This is a genomic window from Cyanobium sp. CH-040 (assembly GCF_024346135.1).
Lineage (GTDB): Bacteria > Cyanobacteriota > Cyanobacteriia > PCC-6307 > Cyanobiaceae > NIES-981.
The window spans coordinates 234,264-250,549 of record NZ_JAGQCJ010000001.1 but is presented as its reverse complement, the minus strand read 5'-3'; the positions used below and the strand labels follow the sequence as shown (position 1 = coordinate 250,549).

Below are 16,286 nucleotides of genomic sequence, written 5' to 3'. Positions count from 1 at the left end.
CGCCCCGGCGGGATCCTCCGCACACCTGGGAGGCCGCATCACCGGCAGCCTGGTGGCCGGCCTGGTGCTGGCGGCGGCGGCCGCCTGCATCGCGCTCGTGCTGGTGGTGCTGCCGGCGGCCCGCAGCGACCCCTACACCCGCCAGACCCTCGAACTGAGCGGATCGGTGGAACACGGCGCCCTGCTGTTCCGGCTGAACTGCGCCGGCTGCCATGGGATCGCCGCCCAGGGGCTGGTGGGCCCCGACCTGCACGGCGTGGCGGAGCGCAAGAACCAGCGGCAGCTGATCCGTCAGGTGGTGAGCGGACGCACCCCTCCAATGCCCAGCTTCCAGCCGGAGCCCCAGGCCATGGCCGACCTGCTCGCCTACCTGAACGGCCTCGTGTGAGCGGCACTCCACCCCTGGCGGTGGTGCTGGTGGAGCCCTCCGGAGCACTCAACGTCGGCAGCGTGGCCCGGGTGTGCGCCAACTTCGGGGTGAGCGATCTGCGACTGGTGGCGCCCCGCTGCGACCACCTGGGGGAGGAGGCACGGCGCATGGCCGTGCATGCCGCCGGCCTGCTGGAGGGGGCGGCGCTCTTCACCAGCCTCACGGAGGCCCTGGCGGACTGCGGCCGGGTGGTGGCGACCACGGGCCGGTGCAGCGGCGAGCCCCTTCCTCTCCAGACCCTGGACGCGGCCCTGCGCTGGCTGCGGCAGCCCCCCCGCGGCGAGCCCCAGGACAGGCCAGCCGCGCCGACCTCCCGGGCGCTGGTGTTCGGCCGGGAGGACCGGGGCCTGAGCAACGCCGAACTGCTCCAGGCCGGCCGGCTGCTGAGCCTCGACACCGCCGCGGCCTACGCCTCGCTCAACCTGGCTCAGGCGGCCGCCGTGGTGCTGCACCACTGGCACGGCCTGCGCGACGATCAACCGCCGCCGGCGGCAGCCCAACCCCAGGCGGATCCCTGTGCCCGCGGCGTGCTCGAGGCGTTGCTCGGCGATGCCGAGCAGCTGCTGCTGGCCGTGGGCTTCCTCCATCCCCACACCGCCGCTGCACGGATGGCCAAGCTGCGGGCCCTGCTGCAGCGGGCCCAGGTGAGCACGGCGGAAGCGGCGCTCCTGCGCGGGATGGTGCGCCAGCTGCGCTGGGCCAGTACCCGCGGCCGCACTGGCACCAGCGTGGGCGACGATCCGGAGCGCACCCCTTAGCTTCGGGCCGACCCTCCGGAGCTGCCTTGACCGCCGGCCGACCCCCACGCCAGCCCCAGAGTCGCTGGCGGCAGACCCTGCTCCTGCTGTTGCGTCTGGCGGTGATGGGAATCGGGCTGGGGGTGGTCGCCGGCACGGCCCTCAAGCTGCTGGCCCCCCGGCTGGCCGAAGGCCTGCAGACCTCGATCGGACTGCCGGGGCAGACACCGCAGCAGCAGCAGCTCGACCCAGGGCGGTTCGAACCTCGCCGCGAGCTCGCCGAGCTCAGCCAGCGCTGGCAGCAGCTGGCCACCGCGCAGAAGGAGCTCAAGGCGACGGCCTTCCTGCTGGTGCTGGACGACGGCCGCTACGCCCAGCTCGCACCGGACCAGCCGATGCCGGCGGCGAGCTCGATCAAGACGCCGGTCCTGGTGGTGGCCCTGGAGGACCTGGACCGGGGGCGTGTGAAGTGGAACGACTCCCTCCAGCTCACCAAGGAGCTGGTGGGCGGTGGTGCCGGCTGGATGGCCACCCGGCCCATTGGCACCCGCTTCCCCTTCCACGAGGCAGCCACCGAGATGATCCGGGTGAGCGACAACAGCGCCACGAACCTGGTGATCCAGAGACTGGGCGGCAAGTCCGCCGTCAATGCCCGCTTCCAGGCCATGGGCCTGGGTGCGACGGTGATCAACAACTGGCTGCCCGATCTGGACGGCACCAACACCACCAGCGCTCGGGACCTGGCCCGCTCCATCGCCCTGGTGGACACCGGCGAGAGCCTCAGTCCCCGCTCCCGCGACCACTTCCGCGGGATCATGGGCACCTCCGCCACCGACACCCTGATCCCCCTCGGCCTGCTGAAGGGTCTGGGCAAGGAGGCCGACAAGCCCGACCCCGAGCTGCTCAGCCTGGGGATCACCGCCCTCAACAAGACCGGCGACATCGGCACGGCCTATGCCGATGCCGCCCTGATCCAGCTGCCCAGTGGCCAGCGGGCCGTGGCCGCCTTCATGGTCACCGGTCCCTTCAACGATCCCCGCTCCGCCGAACTGATCCGCGCCATGGCCGGTGCCGCGGCCCAGTCCCTGGTGGGACGCCCCTGACCGGTCCGCCCATGTCTTTCCCCTCACTCCTCCCCATGCGCCTCAGGCTCCTGGCCGCCAGCGGTGCCCTGCTGCTGGCCCCGGGCCTGGCCGCAGCCGCCACGCCGGCGCCGGCGCCGGCGCAGCCGCCGCCTGGCCAGCCCCGCGAACCGATCCTGCGCTCCCAGACCGTGGCGCCCCTGCCCGGCGGGCTGGATCAGGTGCTGATGGTCAACGACAACAACCCCGAACTGATCACCGGGCCGGGCATCCTCCTCTCCACCTTCCCCGGCCAGGGACGGCCCGTGCCCGAGGCGCACCTCGATGTGGCCCTCGCCGGCCGCTTCGACCTGTTCAGCCACCACGTCTATGCCGGCAAGCCGGAAACCGTGGACTCCACCCTCTGGCTGGCGGTGGTGGCCCAGCCCCGCGGCCGCCAACCCGTGCAGCTGCGCCTGCTGGAGGGATCCACCTCCCTGTCCCAGTCGCTCGATCCGGCCATGGCCGGTGCCCCGTTCCTGCCCCTGCCACCGCTGCTGGCCGAGGGCACCTCGGCGGCCTGGGCCGGCCCCGGCAGCCGTGTGGCCACCGAGCTGCTGAAGCGCCAGCGCAGCCCGGAACTGGCCCGCAGCTGGACGCTTGCGCCCGATGCCCTCAGCACACTGATGGTGCTGCCGCTGCCGGTGCGGGGTCTGGATCCGCTGCTCAACGGCCGCAACCTGCAGCTGCGTCTGGAGAGCGACGGCCCCGTGAGCCTGGCCACCCTGGCGGCCTTCGGCCCCAACGACAGGCCGCCGGCGCCGGAGACCTGGGCGGCCCTGCTCGACGGCGGCCTCAGTCCCAAGGAACACGAGCCCACCCCGCGCGGAGCCCCGGGGCGCATGATCTACTCACGGGTGAGCGGCGTGCAGGTGGGCAGCGTCTGGCGCGGCACCATCACCAGCCCGGGCAAATCCTGGCTGAGCGCCGACGCCGCGCCGATCTCCTGGCCGATCGCCTCCCTGGAGCGGGGCCGGCTGGGCACCGAGCAGGTGCAGACCGCCGAGCTCAAGGCCTTCTACCCCGGCACCGCCTGGGCCGCCCACGGCAACTACGGCGTCGAGTACGACCTCACGATTCCCCTGCGCAACCCCGGCAGCCAGCCGGTGCAGCTGCAGCTGGCCCTGGAATCGCCGATCAAGACCGACGCCCCCCTCGGCGGACTGCGCTTCAACGCCACCCCGGTCCGGTCGGTGATGTTCCGCGGGCCGATCGAAGTGGCCGGTCTCGACGTCACGCCCATCCCGGGCGGCGGGCCGGCACGGGCCAGCGGCAGACGCCGCTTCCACCTGGTGCAGCGGGCCGGCGACCAGAGCCCCGCCCTCGGCACCGTGACCCTGGCCCCGGGAGCCTCCCGCAACCTGCGGGTGCGGCTGATCTATCCCGCTGACGCCACGCCGCCGCAGGTGCTGAGCCTGTTGCCTGTGAAACAATCGGCCCAACAGCCAGCCAGCAGCAGCCCGTGACGCCAGTTCGCCAGCGCAGGGTCTACCCCTTCACCGCGATCGTGGGGCAGGAGGAGATGAAGCTGGCCCTGCTGCTCAACGTGATCGATCCCCGCATCGGCGGGGTGATGATCATGGGCGACCGGGGCACGGGCAAGAGCACCACGATCCGCGCCCTGGCCGACCTGCTGCCCGAGATCGAGGTGGTGGCGGGCGATCCCTACAACAGCTCCGGCAGCGATCCCGACCTGCAGAGCGAGGAGGTGCGCCAGCGCATCCAGCAGGGCGAGGAGCTGCCCCTGGAGCGGCGCCAGGTGCCGATGGTGGACCTGCCCCTGGGCGCCACCGAGGACCGCCTCTGCGGCACGATCGACATCGAGAAGGCCCTGAGCGAGGGGGTGCGCGCCTTCGAGCCGGGCCTGCTGGCCAAGGCCAACCGCGGCCTGCTCTACGTCGATGAGGTGAACCTGCTCGACGACCACCTGGTGGACGTGCTGCTGGACTCGGCCGCCTCCGGTTGGAACACCGTGGAGCGCGAGGGCGTGAGCGTGCGCCACCCGGCCCGCTTCGTGCTGATCGGCTCCGGCAACCCCGAGGAAGGCGAACTGCGGCCGCAGCTGCTGGATCGCTTCGGCATGAGCGTGGAGGTGCGCACCGTGCGCGACCCCGAGCTGCGGGTGCAGGTGGTGGATCAGCGCACCGCGTTCGACGACGACCCGGAGGGCTTCCATGCCGCCGTCCAGGCCAACCAGGCCGCCCTCCAGGGCCGGGTGGTGGAAGCCCAGCAGCGACTGGGCCAGGTGCGCATCGACGACGACCTGCGCATCCGCATCTCCGCCATCTGCGGCGAACTGGATGTGGACGGCCTGCGTGGCGACATCGTCACCAACAGGGCCGCCCGCGCCCTGGCCGCCTTCGAGGGGCGCACCGAGGTGGGCGAGGACGACGTTGCCCGGGTGGCCGCCTGCTGCCTGCGCCACCGCCTGCGCAAGGACCCGCTGGAGCAGATCGATTCGGGCGACCGGGTGGTGAAGGTGTTCTGCAAGGTGTTCGAGCGGGGCGAACCCAGCGACCGCAGCGCCTTCGAACTGGCCCTGGCGGCCTAGAGCGCCGGGGCAGGGGCCTGAGCGTGCGCATCCTCGGCATCGATCCGGGCCTGGCGCGGGTGGGCTACGGCGTGATCGAGATCGCCGGATCGCAGCAGCGCCTGCTCGACTGCGGCATCCTGCGCACCGACCCCGGCACCAGCGAGGGTGTGCGCATGCTGGAGATCGCCCGCGACCTGCGCGTGCTGGTGCGCACCTGGCGGCCGGATCTGGCGGTGGTGGAGAAGTTCTTTTTCTACCGCTCCAGCACCACCATCGCCGTGGTGCAGGCGCGGGGCGTGCTGCTGATGACCCTGGCCCGCTTCGGCGTGCCGGTGGCCGAGTTCCCGCCCATGCAGATCAAGCAGGCGCTCACGGGCAACGGCCATGCCGACAAGCAGGACGTGCTCGAGGCGGTGATGCGGGAGCTGGGGCTGGAGTCGCCGCCGCGGCCCGACGACGCCGCCGATGCCCTGGCCGCCGCCCTCACCGGCTGGTTTCAGCGCTGAGGGATGACGGCACCGGAGGAGGCCACAGCCGCCCGCAAAGCGGCCCTGCGACAGCGGTTCCGGACCCTGCGGCGGCAGCTGCTGGCGGGCTGCGAAGCGTCGGTGCGCCGGCAGGTGGAGGAGGTGCTGGCCGGCCAGGCCGCAGGGGCGGGGCGGGTGGGCCTCTACTGGCCGCTGGAGGGTGAGGTCGACCTGCGGCCCCTGGCCGGCGGCCTGGCCGGCCTGGACGGGCGCCTGGCCCTGCCTGCCATCGACGCGGACCGCTTGCTGTACCGCCCCTGGCGGCCCGACGACCCCCTGCAGGCCGACGCCAGTGGCATTCCGGCCCCACCGGCCGCGGCGGGCAACCTCCGGGCCGGCGAGCTGGGCCTGCTGCTGGTGCCCGCCCTGGCCGTCGACCGGCGGGGGATCCGGCTCGGCTACGGCGGCGGCTGGTACGACCGGCTGCGCAGCCATCCCGACTGGCGCCGGGTGCCGGCGCTGGCGGTGCTGCCAGCCGGCTGCCTGCTGGAGGAGCTGCCCGGGGATCCCTGGGACGTGCCCTTCGACGGCTGGATCAGCGAGCGGGGCCTGGAGCACCGCAGGTCCTGAACGGCAAGGTTCCGGCTGATGGGCCGCCCGCGACACAATCGTCACAAACCCCACGGGCATGGCGCGCCACCCGCCCCCCTTTGCGAAGATCCCACCAGTGCACTGGCCGCTGCCGTGAATCTGTCCTCCCCGCATCCGGTCACGACTTTCTCGGCAGCCCCGTCCACCTCCACCGCTGGGAGCACCGCTGCACCCACAGCCTCGGAGCGCGTTCTGGCCGCTGAACTCGAGGCCCGCGGGGAGGCCCACGACGCCCTGTCGATGATGGTGAGTTCGGTCGTGCGCATGGTGCAGGCCGGCCGCACGCGCGACAGTCGCTGGAAGGACTGCTGAATTCCGTTCACCCCATGCCTGCGACCACCTCCCGCCACCCTGCCGCCGGCCTCGGCAAGCCTGCCGCGGCCCTCGGACTTGGAGCCCTGGCTCTCGGCGCCCTGTGCGGCGGTTCCGCCTGGAGCCACGGCATCCAGAGCAACCTCGAGAACGTCTCCCCGCTGAGCGAGCAGGTTCGCCGCGAGTTCCTGCTGCAGAGCGCGTTCAGCACCGGTGAACCGGCCGAGGACGCCACGGTGCGGCTGCTGCGGGGCGACGGCGAGACGATCGAACTGGGCCGCACCGACGGCGAGGGGCGCCTGCGTTTCGAGGTGCCCCGCGAGGCCGCCACCGACTGGGAGCTGCAGGTGGACGCCGGTCCCGGCCACCGCGACTACCTGGAGCTGTCGGAAGCGGGTGTCGCCCAGGCCGGCGACGCCCTGGCCAGGGCGTCGGCCAGCCAGGCCGCCGCTCTGCCGTCCTGGCGGCGCACCGGCCTGGCCCGGCTGCTGGCCCAGCGGCCTGCGGGCCTGGTTCAGCCGCTGCTGGGTGGTGTGGCCGTGGGACTCGGGGCCGCCGGCATGATGCTGGTGGCTCGCCGCCGGCGCTGAATGGCCGGCTCACCCCCCATCACCACGGGCAGCGAGGCCCTCGATCGCATCGTCGAGCGGTTGGCGGGCACGGCTGACCCGCGGCGCCGCTACGAGTACGTACTCTGGCTGGCCAGGAAGCTCCAGCCCCTGCCGGAGGAGTTCCGCAACGACGCCTTCAAGGTGAAGGGCTGCGTCTCCCAGGTGTACGTGGTGGGCCAGCTGGTGGAAGGCCGCCTGCACTGGCAGGGCGACTCCGACGCCGCCATCACCAAGGGACTGCTGGCCCTGCTGATCGAGGGGCTCGAAGGGCTCACCCCCGAGCAGGCGATGGCGATCGACCCTGGCTTCATCGCCGCCACGGGGCTGCAGGCCAGCCTCACCCCATCGCGCGCCAACGGCTTCCTGAACATCCTGAAGCTGATGCAGGCCCAGGCCAAGGCGCTGGCGGCCTGATGGCCTGACGGGCTGATTTCTAGGATCGGTCGATCGCAGCTCACCAGCCCATGACGATCGGCATCGGCCTGCTCGGCCTCGGCACGGTGGGAGCAGGCGTTGCCGAGATCCTGGCCACCCCCGAAGGCCGCCACCCGCTGGTGGCGGAGCTGGAGCTGCGGCGGGTGGCGGTGCGCGACCTGCAGCGTCCCCGGACGATCCGGGTGCCCGCGGAGCTGCTGAGCAGCGATCCCGCGGCGGTGGTGGACGATCCCGCGGTGGACATCGTGGTGGAGGTGATGGGCGGTCTGGAGCCGGCCCGCTCCCTGATCCTGCGCGCCATCGCCGCCGGCAAGCCCGTGGTCACCGCCAACAAGGCGGTGATCGCCCGCCACGGCGAGGAGATCTCCGCCGCCGCCGCTGCCGCCGGCGTCTACGTGCTGCTGGAGGCCGCGGTGGGCGGCGGCATCCCGATCATCGAGCCGCTGAAGCAGTCCCTCGGCGCCAACCGCATCCAGCGGGTGAGCGGCATCATCAACGGCACCACCAACTACATCCTCAGCCGCATGGCGGCCGAGGGCGCCGAGTATGCGGCGGTGCTGGCCGATGCCCAGCGCCTGGGTTACGCCGAGGCCGACCCCGCCGCCGACGTGCAGGGCGCGGACGCCGCCGACAAGATCGCCATCCTCACCGGCCTGGCCTACGGCGGCTCGGTCCCCCGCGAGGCGATCCCCGCCGAGGGCATCGACCAGCTGGACGCCCGCGACGTCACCTACGCCGACCAGCTCGGCTTCGTGGTGAAGCTGCTGGCGGTGTCGCAGCGGATCGAGACCGGGACGAACGGCGACCCCCAGCTGCTGGATGTGCGGGTTCACCCCACGCTGCTGCCCCGCAGCCATCCCCTGGCCGGCGTGAACGGGGTGTTCAACGCGATCCTGGTGGAGGGGGAGCCGGTGGGCCAGGTGATGTTCTACGGGCCCGGGGCCGGGGCCGGACCCACGGCCTCGGCGGTGGTGGCCGACATCCTCAACATCGCCGGCATTCGCCAGGCCACCGGCGCCCGGGCCGTCGACGGCGAACCGCCTGGCATCGATCCCCTGCTGGCGGCCGGCAGCTGGCGGCAGTGCCGCCTGGTGGACGGCGCCCGGACGACCCATCGCAACTACGTGCGCCTGCGCACCACCGACCAGCCGGGGGTGATCGGCCGGATCGGCACCTGCTTCGGCGAGGCGGGGGTCTCGATCCAGTCGATCGTGCAGTTCGAGGCCGACAGCGAGGCCGCCGAGATCGTGGTGATCACCCACGAAGTGCTGGAATCCCGTTTCCGCCAGGCCCTCGATGCCATCGCCGCGCTGCCGGAGGTGCAGCGGGTGGCGGCCTGCCTGCGCACCCTCTGATCCAGGCCTGAGCGGCAGAGCGGCGGAGCGGGTGAGCTGATCGGCCCGATCAGGTACGCAAATCGCCACCGGATGGTGCGCAGGCCCCGCGGCGCGGCACCATGGGTAAAGTTCAGAAGAAATTCTTAAGACTCCCGTCTGGTCCCGCCCGCCGGTTCCCGCTTCCGGTGATGCCGGTCCTCCCCCCACACTCCATCTCACGCGTCCACCCGCCTTCCCGCTAGGACTCGGAGAACCGGATTGCTCCAGCACGCCGGTCTTACGCAGGCCGAAAGCCCCACGGGAGTCTTCAGCGTCAACCCCACCCCCTTCTCTCCACCACCACCTCCACTCCGCCGGATTCCGATCCGCCATCCTTTGCCCCCGGGCCCATGACCAGCCTTTCCTGCCCCTGCCCAACCGCCACGCCCAGCCAGGGTGACTGCGTGCGGCTGGTGGCCGACGACCACCTGTACCAGGTGATCGGTGTGGACGACCGCCACGACCGCTGCTGGCTGCGGCGCTGGCCCCTGGCCCGGCACGGCTCCGAGGTGTTTGAAATTTCCCTGCAGCAGGTCCGCCCATCCAGGCCCCATCGCCCTTGAATGGCGCCGGTCCGCTGAGCTCTCGGCCTTGCCTCGCCTGTTGCGGCTGACGCCGCGGCGCACCACGTTCCTCACCGCCGCCGCGACCCTGCTGCTGACCGGGTGCCAGGCGGGCTCCGCTCCATCGGGCGGAGGTGCCGCAACGGTGCCGGGACCGGCTGACAGCCCGAGCGATGCCCTGGTGGTGGCCACCAGTGCGCGGGTGGGTTCCGTGGATCCGGTGCGTGCCTCCACCTTCGGCGCCACGCAGTTGCTCAGTGCCGTCGGAGATCCGCTCTATCAGCTCGAACCGGACGGCGATCTGGTGCCGGCCCTGGCCTCCGAGCTGCCCCGCGTCAGCTCCGACGGCCTGACGGTGACGATCCCGCTGCGCCGTGACGTGCTCTTCCACGACGGCACGCCCTTCGATGCGGCGGCGATGGTGTTCAGCCTGGAGCGCTTCCTGGCGATCGGCACCCTCAGCTACCTGCTGGACGACCGCATCGAGTCGGTGCGTGCCCGGAGCAGCCACGAGCTGGAGCTGCGTCTCAGGCGCCCCACCACGGTGCTCCCCCAGCTGCTGAGCACGATCAATCTCACGCCGGTCTCGCCCACGGCCTACCGGGAGTACGGCGATCGGGCGCTGGCGGATCGCTTCGTGGGCACCGGGCCCTACCGGCTGAGCTTCTTCAGCGACCAGCAGCAGCGCCTGGAACCCTTCGAGCGCTACTGGGGCGACCGGCCCCGCAACGGCGGCATCGTGCTGGTCAGCCTGGGCAACTCCACCGCGCTCTACGGCGCCATGCGCAGCGGCGAGGTGGATGTGCTGCTCTCCACCGGCCTGCACGAAGACCATCAGCAGGCCCTGGTGCAGCGGGCGGACCGGGGCGAGCTGCGGGAGGGCCAGGGGCCGGCCCTGGAGATCGGCTACCTCACCCTGCACACCAACCAGCCGCCCTTCAACGACCCCGGCCTGCGCCAGGCCCTGGCCCACAGCCTCGACCGCGAGCGCATCACCGACCGGGTGAGCCAGGGGCTGCGCGCGCCTCTGCGCGACCTGGTGCCACCGGCGGTGAGCAGCGGTGCGCGAGGGATCTGGCCGGCCTACGACCCGGGCCGGGCCCGCAGCCTGTTCCGCCAGGCCGGCTACTGCGACGGCAAGGTGCTGGAGCTGCCGCTCACCTTCCGCTCCAACATCCCCTCCGACCGCCTGATGGTGCTCACCTGGCAGGCCCAGCTGGCCCGCGATCTGGGGGACTGCATCGTGCTGCAGCCCAACGGCATGGAGTCCACCACCGTGTACCGCCAGCTCGGCGAGGGCGCCTTCCCGGCCGTGATGCTCGACTGGCGGGGTGCCGTGCGCGACCCGGAGGCCTACCTGTTCCCCCTGCTCAGCTGCAGCAAAGCCGAGGGCGGGCGCTGCCTCAAGGGCGAGAGTGCCCTGAGCGGCAGCTTCTGGACCGCTCCGGGGCTGCAGGAGGATCTGCTGCGCAGTGAAGGCCTGGCGGGTGCGCAGCGGCTGCAGCTGCTGGACGGCATCGAGCGGCGCACCGCCGCCGCCGCCCCCTATCTGCCCCTGTGGCTGGTGACGCCACGGGCCTGGGCCCGCCGCCAGCTGGCCGCCCCCCGCTTCGACGGCAACGGACGCCTGCTGCTGCAGGAGTTGCACCGCCTCCCATGAGCCGCCGCCGCGCCCTGGTCCGCTATCTGGCCGCCCGCCTCGGGCTGGTGCCGGTGATGCTGTGGCTGATCGCCAGCCTGGTGTTTCTGCTCCTGCGCGTGGCACCCGGCGACCCGGTGGACGCGGTGCTCGGCACCCGCGCCCCGGAAGCGGCGAGGGCGGCCCTGCGCAGCCAGCTGGGGCTCGATCAGCCGCTGCTGAGCCAGTACGGCAGCTTTCTGCTGGATCTGCTGCGGGGGGATCTGGGCACGTCGCTGAACAGCCAGGAGCCGGTGAGCCGGATCATCGGCCAGAGTCTGCCGGCGAGCCTGGAACTGGGACTCACGGCCCTGCTGCTGGCCGCCCTGCTGGGGCTGACGGTGGGCTTCTCCGGCATCGCCCGGCCCGAGGGCAGGCTGGATCTGGCCGGGCGGCTCTACGGCATCGGCACCTACGCCCTGCCGCCCTTCTGGGCGGCGATGGTGGTGCAGCTGATCTTCGCCGTCTGGCTGGGCTGGCTGCCGGTGGGGGGCCGTCTCCCCCCCACCCTGCTGCCACCGGAGGGCACGGGCTTCTTCCTGGTCGACAGTCTCCGCAACGGGCTTGCCACCGGGCACTGGCAGCAGCTCGGCGGCACGATCCGTCACCTGGTGCTCCCGGCCGGCACCCTCGCCCTGCTGCTGAGCGGCATCTTCACCAATGCCCTGCGTCTGAACCTGCGTCGGGCCCTGGCCTCCGACTACGTGGAAGCGGCCCGCAGCCGGGGGCTGGGGGAAGCCCGGGTGGTGCTGCGGCATGCCCTGCCCAACGCCCTGCTGCCGGTGCTCACGATCACCGGCATCACGGTGGCCTCGCTGATCGGCGGCGCCCTGCTGATCGAGGTCACCTACTCCTGGCCGGGGATCGCCGCACGCCTGCAGGAGGCCATCGCCCAGCGCGACTATCCCCTGGTGCAGGGCATCGTGGTGGTGGTGGCGGCCCTCGTGGTGCTGGTCACCGTGACGGTGGACCTGCTGGTGGCCCTGCTCGATCCGCGGATCCGGTTCTGAGCACGGCACCCGGCGCAGCGGCCTTGAGGGGAGCGGGGTCGGCCGGCAGGCGGCGCTGCCACTGGCGGGCGGCATCCCGGTCGAGGACGTAGGCCTCCACCCCGCCATGCCTCCGCCGCTGGGGCATGAGCAGGGAGCCGTGCCGGGCTGACTCCAGAAAGTCCACCGTCAGGCGCAGCAGCAGCTCCTGCACCAGCTCGGGGTCTTGACCCACCAACTGCTCTCCCACCCGGAACAGGACCTCGCCATCACCCTCCAGCCGCACGGGCGAGAAGTGGCTGGCGCCGTCCACCAGCACCAGACGGCTGCGGGGATGGCCGCTGGTGCTCAGCAGCCCGAGCTGCTCCTGCACCGGTGGCGTGATCAGGTCGAGGCTGCCCCCCACCATCAGCACCGGCAGGGGAAGATCCGCCAGCCCCCGCTCGGGCCAGAGCAGACTGCCGAACCCGTTGAAGGTCACCACCCCCAGGAGCGGGATGCCCGCCAGCTGGGGCCATGGATCGGCGGCGCCCGGCGCGGTCCGGGGGCCACCATCACCGGCCACGGCCTCCAGCTGACACTGCAGCAGCCGCGAGACGTTGGTGAGCGGCAGGGACGTGAGGGCCCTCCGACAGCGGCCCGAGAGCCCCTGTTCCGGCACCAGCCCCGCGGCCATCAGGGCCGTCAGTCCACCGAGGGAGTGGCCGATCAGCACCACCCCCGCATCGCCGGCTCCGGCGGGGCCCAGGGGCGGCAGCCGGCCCTCGGCCCGGGCCGCGAGCACGGCCTCCAGGTCGGCCAGGCGCTGCGGCAGCGATTCGGCTCCCGGCAGCGGCCCCTCCCCGACCAGTGAGGCCTTCACCGCCTGTTCGTCACTGCCGGGATGCTCGAGCACCAGCGCCGGCCAGCCCTGCTCAGCCAGGGAGGCGGCCAGCCAGTTCAGCTGGCTGCGGCTGCCGCCCAGGCCCGGCATCAGCAGCAGCAGGGGCCGCGGCTCGGACTGGGCCGGGCCGAGGGCCGGCCAGAGATCCACCGGCAGCGGCATGGGCCGATGGGCCACGGCCAGCTGCAGGCGCTGGGGCTGGGCCGGCCGGCTGCGGCGGGAACGACCAAGCAGCGGGCGCGTCTGCCGCAGGGGCAGCGGCAGACGCCGTAGTTCGGCGACGGCATCGCGCTGATGCTGCAGCTGGGCACGCCAGTGCTGGGCCAGGGCCAGCAGACCGTCCACCTGCAGCGTGACCCGGGGGATGGGCAGTTCGCGCAGCAATTCCACCGCGGTCACCGACGTCTGCCGCTCGAACCGACGGCGCAGGCTGTCCATCAGCAGCGGCGCCGTGCTCTCCCCCCGCGGACCGGTCACCAGCCCGCCCACCTCCCGCAGCATCTGCTCCCCCGTCCAGCTGCCCAGCAGCTCGGTGGCAAAGCTGCGGTCCGTGAGCAGGGGCGCCTGCAGCAGGCGCGCCAGCCCCCTGCGGGAGCGCGCGTCCAGGAGATTCAGCCACTGGGCGAGATCGCCGCGGGTCTGGCCGGGGTCACGGATCCAGGCCTCCAGCTCGACCAGCTCGATCGGCAGCTCCAGCCCGTCGAAGCGCACCACCAGTTCGTCCACCGCCCGTGCCGGCGGCGACCAGCCGAGCGGCGGGAGCACCAGCAGACTGGCGAGCAGACCCGAGAGGCGGCGGCGGTGTGACAGGCGGTTCGAGGGGCGGTTGGGCAAGGGCCGGCGAGTGGACAGCCGCCGCAGCGGCAGGGAGGCAAGGGTGAGGACCGAGGCGATCGCGGGCATGAAGACCGGAGCGGATGCCGCGGATGCCACTGTGGCCGAAGGCCTGAAGCCCGCCAGGTGGCAACGGTCGGGCCACTGGTGTCTCCAGTTTCCCCCGGCATTGCGGGAAGTGGCCGTGCTGCGGCTGGTGGGATCGATCGGCGCCGGGGGTGTGCTCTATCTCACTCCCATGGTGTTCCACCAGGCTGCCTTCAGTGCCACCAGCGTCACCCAGGGCCTGGCCCTGGCCGCCCTGGCCGGCACCCTGGGGCGCCTGCTCTGCGGCCTGCTGCTGGACAGGGGCCTGAACTGTTCGCTGCCGGTGCTGCTGGCGGTTCTGTTCTCCCTGGCGGCCGACAGCATCCTGTTCATGGCCCGGGCCTTTCCCGGCTACCTGCTGGGACAGCTCCTGCTGGGGCTCGCCATGGGGTTCTACTGGCCGGCCATCGAGCTGGCGGTGCCGCTGAGCTGCGGTCGGGGACCCGCGGCGATCCCATCGGCCCGGGGCTTCGCCCTGGTGCGCAGTGCCGATGCCGCCGGCATCGCCTCCGGAGCGCTGCTGGGGGCGATGCTGGCGGCGCTGGGGCTGCTGCGGGGGGTGTACCTGCTCGACATGGTCTGCCTGGGCGGGATGCTGCTGCTGCTGCTCCTGCGCCCGCTCCCCGATCCCATCCGCCGGCAGCCCAGCGCCGAGTCGCACCGGTGGGCTCCCTGGCTGCGGGCCCTCCTGCCGCTGCTGGCCATCGCCCTGCTGGCCACCGCCCTGCCGGCCCTGATGCAGAGCGCCCTGCCCCTGGACCTGGTGCGTGGCGGCCTGCGCCGCCAGCCGCTGCCCGAGAGCCTGGGGGCTCTGCTGATCGGCCTGCAGCTGGGGCTGCTGGTGCTGATCCAGTGGCCCCTCGGCCAGGCCCTGGCGCGGCGGCCCGTGGCCAGGGGCCTGGGACTGAGCCTGACGTGCTTCGCCGCGGGCACCGCGCTGCTCTCCCTCTCCGCCCTGATGACGGCAGGGGTGTGGCTGGTGCTGCTGGCCCAGCTGCCGCTGGCGGTGGGGCAGGCGGCATTTCTGCCGATCGCCACGGAGGCGGTGATCGAGATCACCCCCGAGGAGCATCAGGGGGTGGCGATGGCCCTCTTCTCCCAGTGCTTCGCCATCAGCGCGCTGGGCGCGCCGCTGCTGGCCGGGTTCGCCCTGGATGGCCAGGGCCACGGTGCCGGACTGTGGCTGGCGATGGCCTGCCTGTGCCTGGCGGGCCTGCTGATGGTGCGGCGGATCAGGCCCCGGCCCCAGAGTCGCCCCGCTTGACCCAGGCCTCGTGGGGCAGCGGCTCGGTGCCGTATTCCCAGTCGTCGTAGTCAGGGTCGTTGCGGATCCGGCGGTGCAGGTCCTTCTGCACGTCGAAATCGTGGGGATGGGCCACGGGCTCCCCACTGGCTGCCGGTGGGGAAGGGTTGTTGGCTTGGGTCATGGCGGCCACCGGCTCTGCAGCGATTCTGGCCGACGACCCGGGCGGCGCCCTAGACGTTGAACAGGAACTCCATCACGTCGCCCTCGGCCACCACGTACTCCTTGCCCTCCGCCCGCAGCCAGCCCCTGTTGCGGGCCTCGGCCAGGGAACCGGCCTCCAGCAGCTGGGCATAGCCGATCGTCTGGGCGCGGATGAAGCCGCGCTCGAAATCGGTGTGGATCACCCCGGCCGCCTGGGGAGCGGTCATGCCCGCCCTGATCGTCCAGGCGCGGGTCTCCTTCTCACCGGTGGTGAAGTAGGTGCGCAGCCCCAGCAGGCTGTAGGTGGCGCGGATCAGGCTCTGCAGGCCGCCCTCCTCCACGCCAAGACCGGCCAGAAACTCAGCCCGGTCCTCCTCGGGCAGCTCGATCAGCTCGGCCTCCACCTGGGCGCTGATGCGCACCGTGCCGGCGCCCTCCTTCTCCGCCAGCGCCGCCACCGCCTCGCAGTGGGCGTTGCCTGCGGCCAGGTCGTCTTCGCTCACATTGGTGGCGTAGATGATCGGCTTGGCGGTGAGCAGCCCAAGGGGCTTCACCAAGGCCCCCTCCTCCGCGCTCAGGGGCACGGTGCGGGCGGCACCACCGGCTTCCAGGGCCTGCTGGATGCGCTCCAGGGCGGCGTCCTCGGCCTGGGCCTCGGTGCTGGTGCGCAGCTGCTTCCTGAGACGCTCGCGCCGCTTCTCCACCTGGGCCAGATCCGCCAGACCCAGCTCCAGGTTGATCACCTCGGCATCACGCACCGGATCCACCGAACCGCTCACGTGGATGACGTCGTCGTTCTCGAAGCAGCGCACGACGTGCACGATCGCGTCCACCTCGCGGATGTTGGCCAGGAACTTGTTGCCCAGACCCTCGCCCTGGCTGGCGCCCTTCACCAGGCCGGCGATGTCCACGAACTCCACCCGGGTGGGCACGATCTCCCTGCTCGCACTGAGCACCGCCAGCCGGTCGAGCCGCGGGTCGGGCACGGCCACCACGCCCGAGTTGGGCTCGATGGTGCAGAAGGGATAGTTGGCGGCCTCCGCCTGGGCGTTGGCCACCAGGGCGTTGAACAGGGTCGACTTGCCCACGTTGGGCAGTCCGACGATTCCGGCTTTGAGCATGGCTGGAATCT

At 72.4% G+C, this 16,286-nt stretch carries 18 protein-coding genes; 15 read left to right on the top strand and 3 right to left on the bottom strand.

Annotation, left to right across the window (positions count from 1 at the left end; genetic code table 11):
• Positions 1-49 precede the first annotated feature (49 nt).
• From KBY90_RS01410 to KBY90_RS01345, 14 genes are all read left to right on the top strand, one after another.
• Entirely contained in the window at positions 50-388 is a 339-nt protein-coding gene (locus KBY90_RS01410; RefSeq protein WP_396122497.1) for a c-type cytochrome, read from the top strand.
• Positions 385-1,188, top strand: coding sequence for an RNA methyltransferase (locus KBY90_RS01405; RefSeq protein ID WP_254966609.1), 804 nt, complete (start codon positions 385-387; stop codon positions 1,186-1,188). Before KBY90_RS01410 ends, KBY90_RS01405 begins: the two co-directional genes overlap by 4 nt.
• Before the next feature lie 26 nt (positions 1,189-1,214).
• Entirely contained in the window at positions 1,215-2,270 is a 1,056-nt protein-coding gene (locus tag KBY90_RS01400; protein WP_396122479.1) for a serine hydrolase, read from the top strand.
• A 35-nt stretch (positions 2,271-2,305) separates the two neighbouring features.
• Positions 2,306-3,754 (top strand): DUF3370 domain-containing protein, encoded by a 1,449-nt coding sequence (locus KBY90_RS01395; RefSeq protein ID WP_254966608.1) that lies wholly within the window; start codon positions 2,306-2,308, stop codon positions 3,752-3,754.
• Positions 3,751-4,839 (top strand): magnesium chelatase ATPase subunit I, encoded by a 1,089-nt coding sequence (bchI, locus tag KBY90_RS01390; RefSeq protein WP_254966607.1) that lies wholly within the window; start codon positions 3,751-3,753, stop codon positions 4,837-4,839. Before KBY90_RS01395 ends, bchI begins: the two co-directional genes overlap by 4 nt.
• Before the next feature lie 23 nt (positions 4,840-4,862).
• A complete protein-coding gene (gene ruvC / locus KBY90_RS01385) occupies positions 4,863-5,327 on the top strand; it encodes a crossover junction endodeoxyribonuclease RuvC (RefSeq protein ID WP_254966606.1) in 465 nt (154 codons plus the stop codon).
• A 3-nt stretch (positions 5,328-5,330) separates the two neighbouring features.
• On the top strand, positions 5,331-5,918 hold the full coding sequence (locus KBY90_RS01380) for a 5-formyltetrahydrofolate cyclo-ligase (protein WP_254966605.1): 588 nt from the start codon (positions 5,331-5,333) through the stop codon (positions 5,916-5,918).
• Positions 5,919-6,032: 114 nt separating this feature from the next.
• Complete coding sequence (locus KBY90_RS01375) at positions 6,033-6,251, top strand: hypothetical protein (protein WP_254966604.1); 219 nt, start codon at positions 6,033-6,035, stop codon at positions 6,249-6,251.
• Positions 6,252-6,265: 14 nt separating this feature from the next.
• On the top strand, positions 6,266-6,841 hold the full coding sequence (locus tag KBY90_RS01370) for a hypothetical protein (protein ID WP_254966603.1): 576 nt from the start codon (positions 6,266-6,268) through the stop codon (positions 6,839-6,841).
• Entirely contained in the window at positions 6,842-7,276 is a 435-nt protein-coding gene (locus KBY90_RS01365) for a SufE family protein (protein ID WP_254966602.1), read from the top strand. It begins immediately after the preceding gene.
• Between the two features lie 50 nt (positions 7,277-7,326).
• A complete protein-coding gene (locus KBY90_RS01360) occupies positions 7,327-8,652 on the top strand; it encodes a homoserine dehydrogenase (protein WP_254966601.1) in 1,326 nt (441 codons plus the stop codon).
• Positions 8,653-9,023: 371 nt separating this feature from the next.
• Positions 9,024-9,236, top strand: coding sequence for a hypothetical protein (locus tag KBY90_RS01355; protein ID WP_254966600.1), 213 nt, complete (start codon positions 9,024-9,026; stop codon positions 9,234-9,236).
• 28 nt (positions 9,237-9,264) lie between these two features.
• Positions 9,265-10,896 carry an ABC transporter substrate-binding protein gene (locus KBY90_RS01350; protein WP_315858691.1) on the top strand — a complete coding sequence of 544 codons (1,632 nt, stop codon included), beginning with the start codon at positions 9,265-9,267 and terminating at the stop codon, positions 10,894-10,896.
• A complete protein-coding gene (locus KBY90_RS01345) occupies positions 10,893-11,924 on the top strand; it encodes an ABC transporter permease (protein ID WP_254966599.1) in 1,032 nt (343 codons plus the stop codon). Before KBY90_RS01350 ends, KBY90_RS01345 begins: the two co-directional genes overlap by 4 nt.
• On the opposite strand, the gene KBY90_RS01340 is transcribed toward KBY90_RS01345, so the two are convergent.
• Complete coding sequence (locus KBY90_RS01340; protein WP_254966598.1) at positions 11,869-13,689, bottom strand: alpha/beta hydrolase; 1,821 nt, start codon at positions 13,687-13,689, stop codon at positions 11,869-11,871. The genes KBY90_RS01345 and KBY90_RS01340 overlap by 56 nt on opposite strands.
• Between KBY90_RS01340 and KBY90_RS01335 the strand changes: the two genes are divergently transcribed.
• Entirely contained in the window at positions 13,688-14,971 is a 1,284-nt protein-coding gene (locus KBY90_RS01335) for an MFS transporter (RefSeq protein ID WP_254966597.1), read from the top strand. The two genes, KBY90_RS01340 and KBY90_RS01335, sit on opposite strands and share 2 nt — an antisense overlap.
• On the opposite strand, the gene KBY90_RS01330 is transcribed toward KBY90_RS01335, so the two are convergent.
• Both KBY90_RS01330 and ychF read right to left on the bottom strand, forming a co-directional pair.
• Positions 14,940-15,134: a hypothetical protein gene (locus KBY90_RS01330; protein WP_254966595.1), complete on the bottom strand. Its 195-nt coding sequence runs from the start codon at positions 15,132-15,134 to the stop codon at positions 14,940-14,942. The genes KBY90_RS01335 and KBY90_RS01330 overlap by 32 nt on opposite strands.
• A gap of 49 nt (positions 15,135-15,183) precedes the next feature.
• Positions 15,184-16,275: a redox-regulated ATPase YchF gene (gene ychF / locus KBY90_RS01325; RefSeq protein ID WP_254966594.1), complete on the bottom strand. Its 1,092-nt coding sequence runs from the start codon at positions 16,273-16,275 to the stop codon at positions 15,184-15,186.
• Between the last annotated feature and the right edge of the window lie 11 nt (positions 16,276-16,286).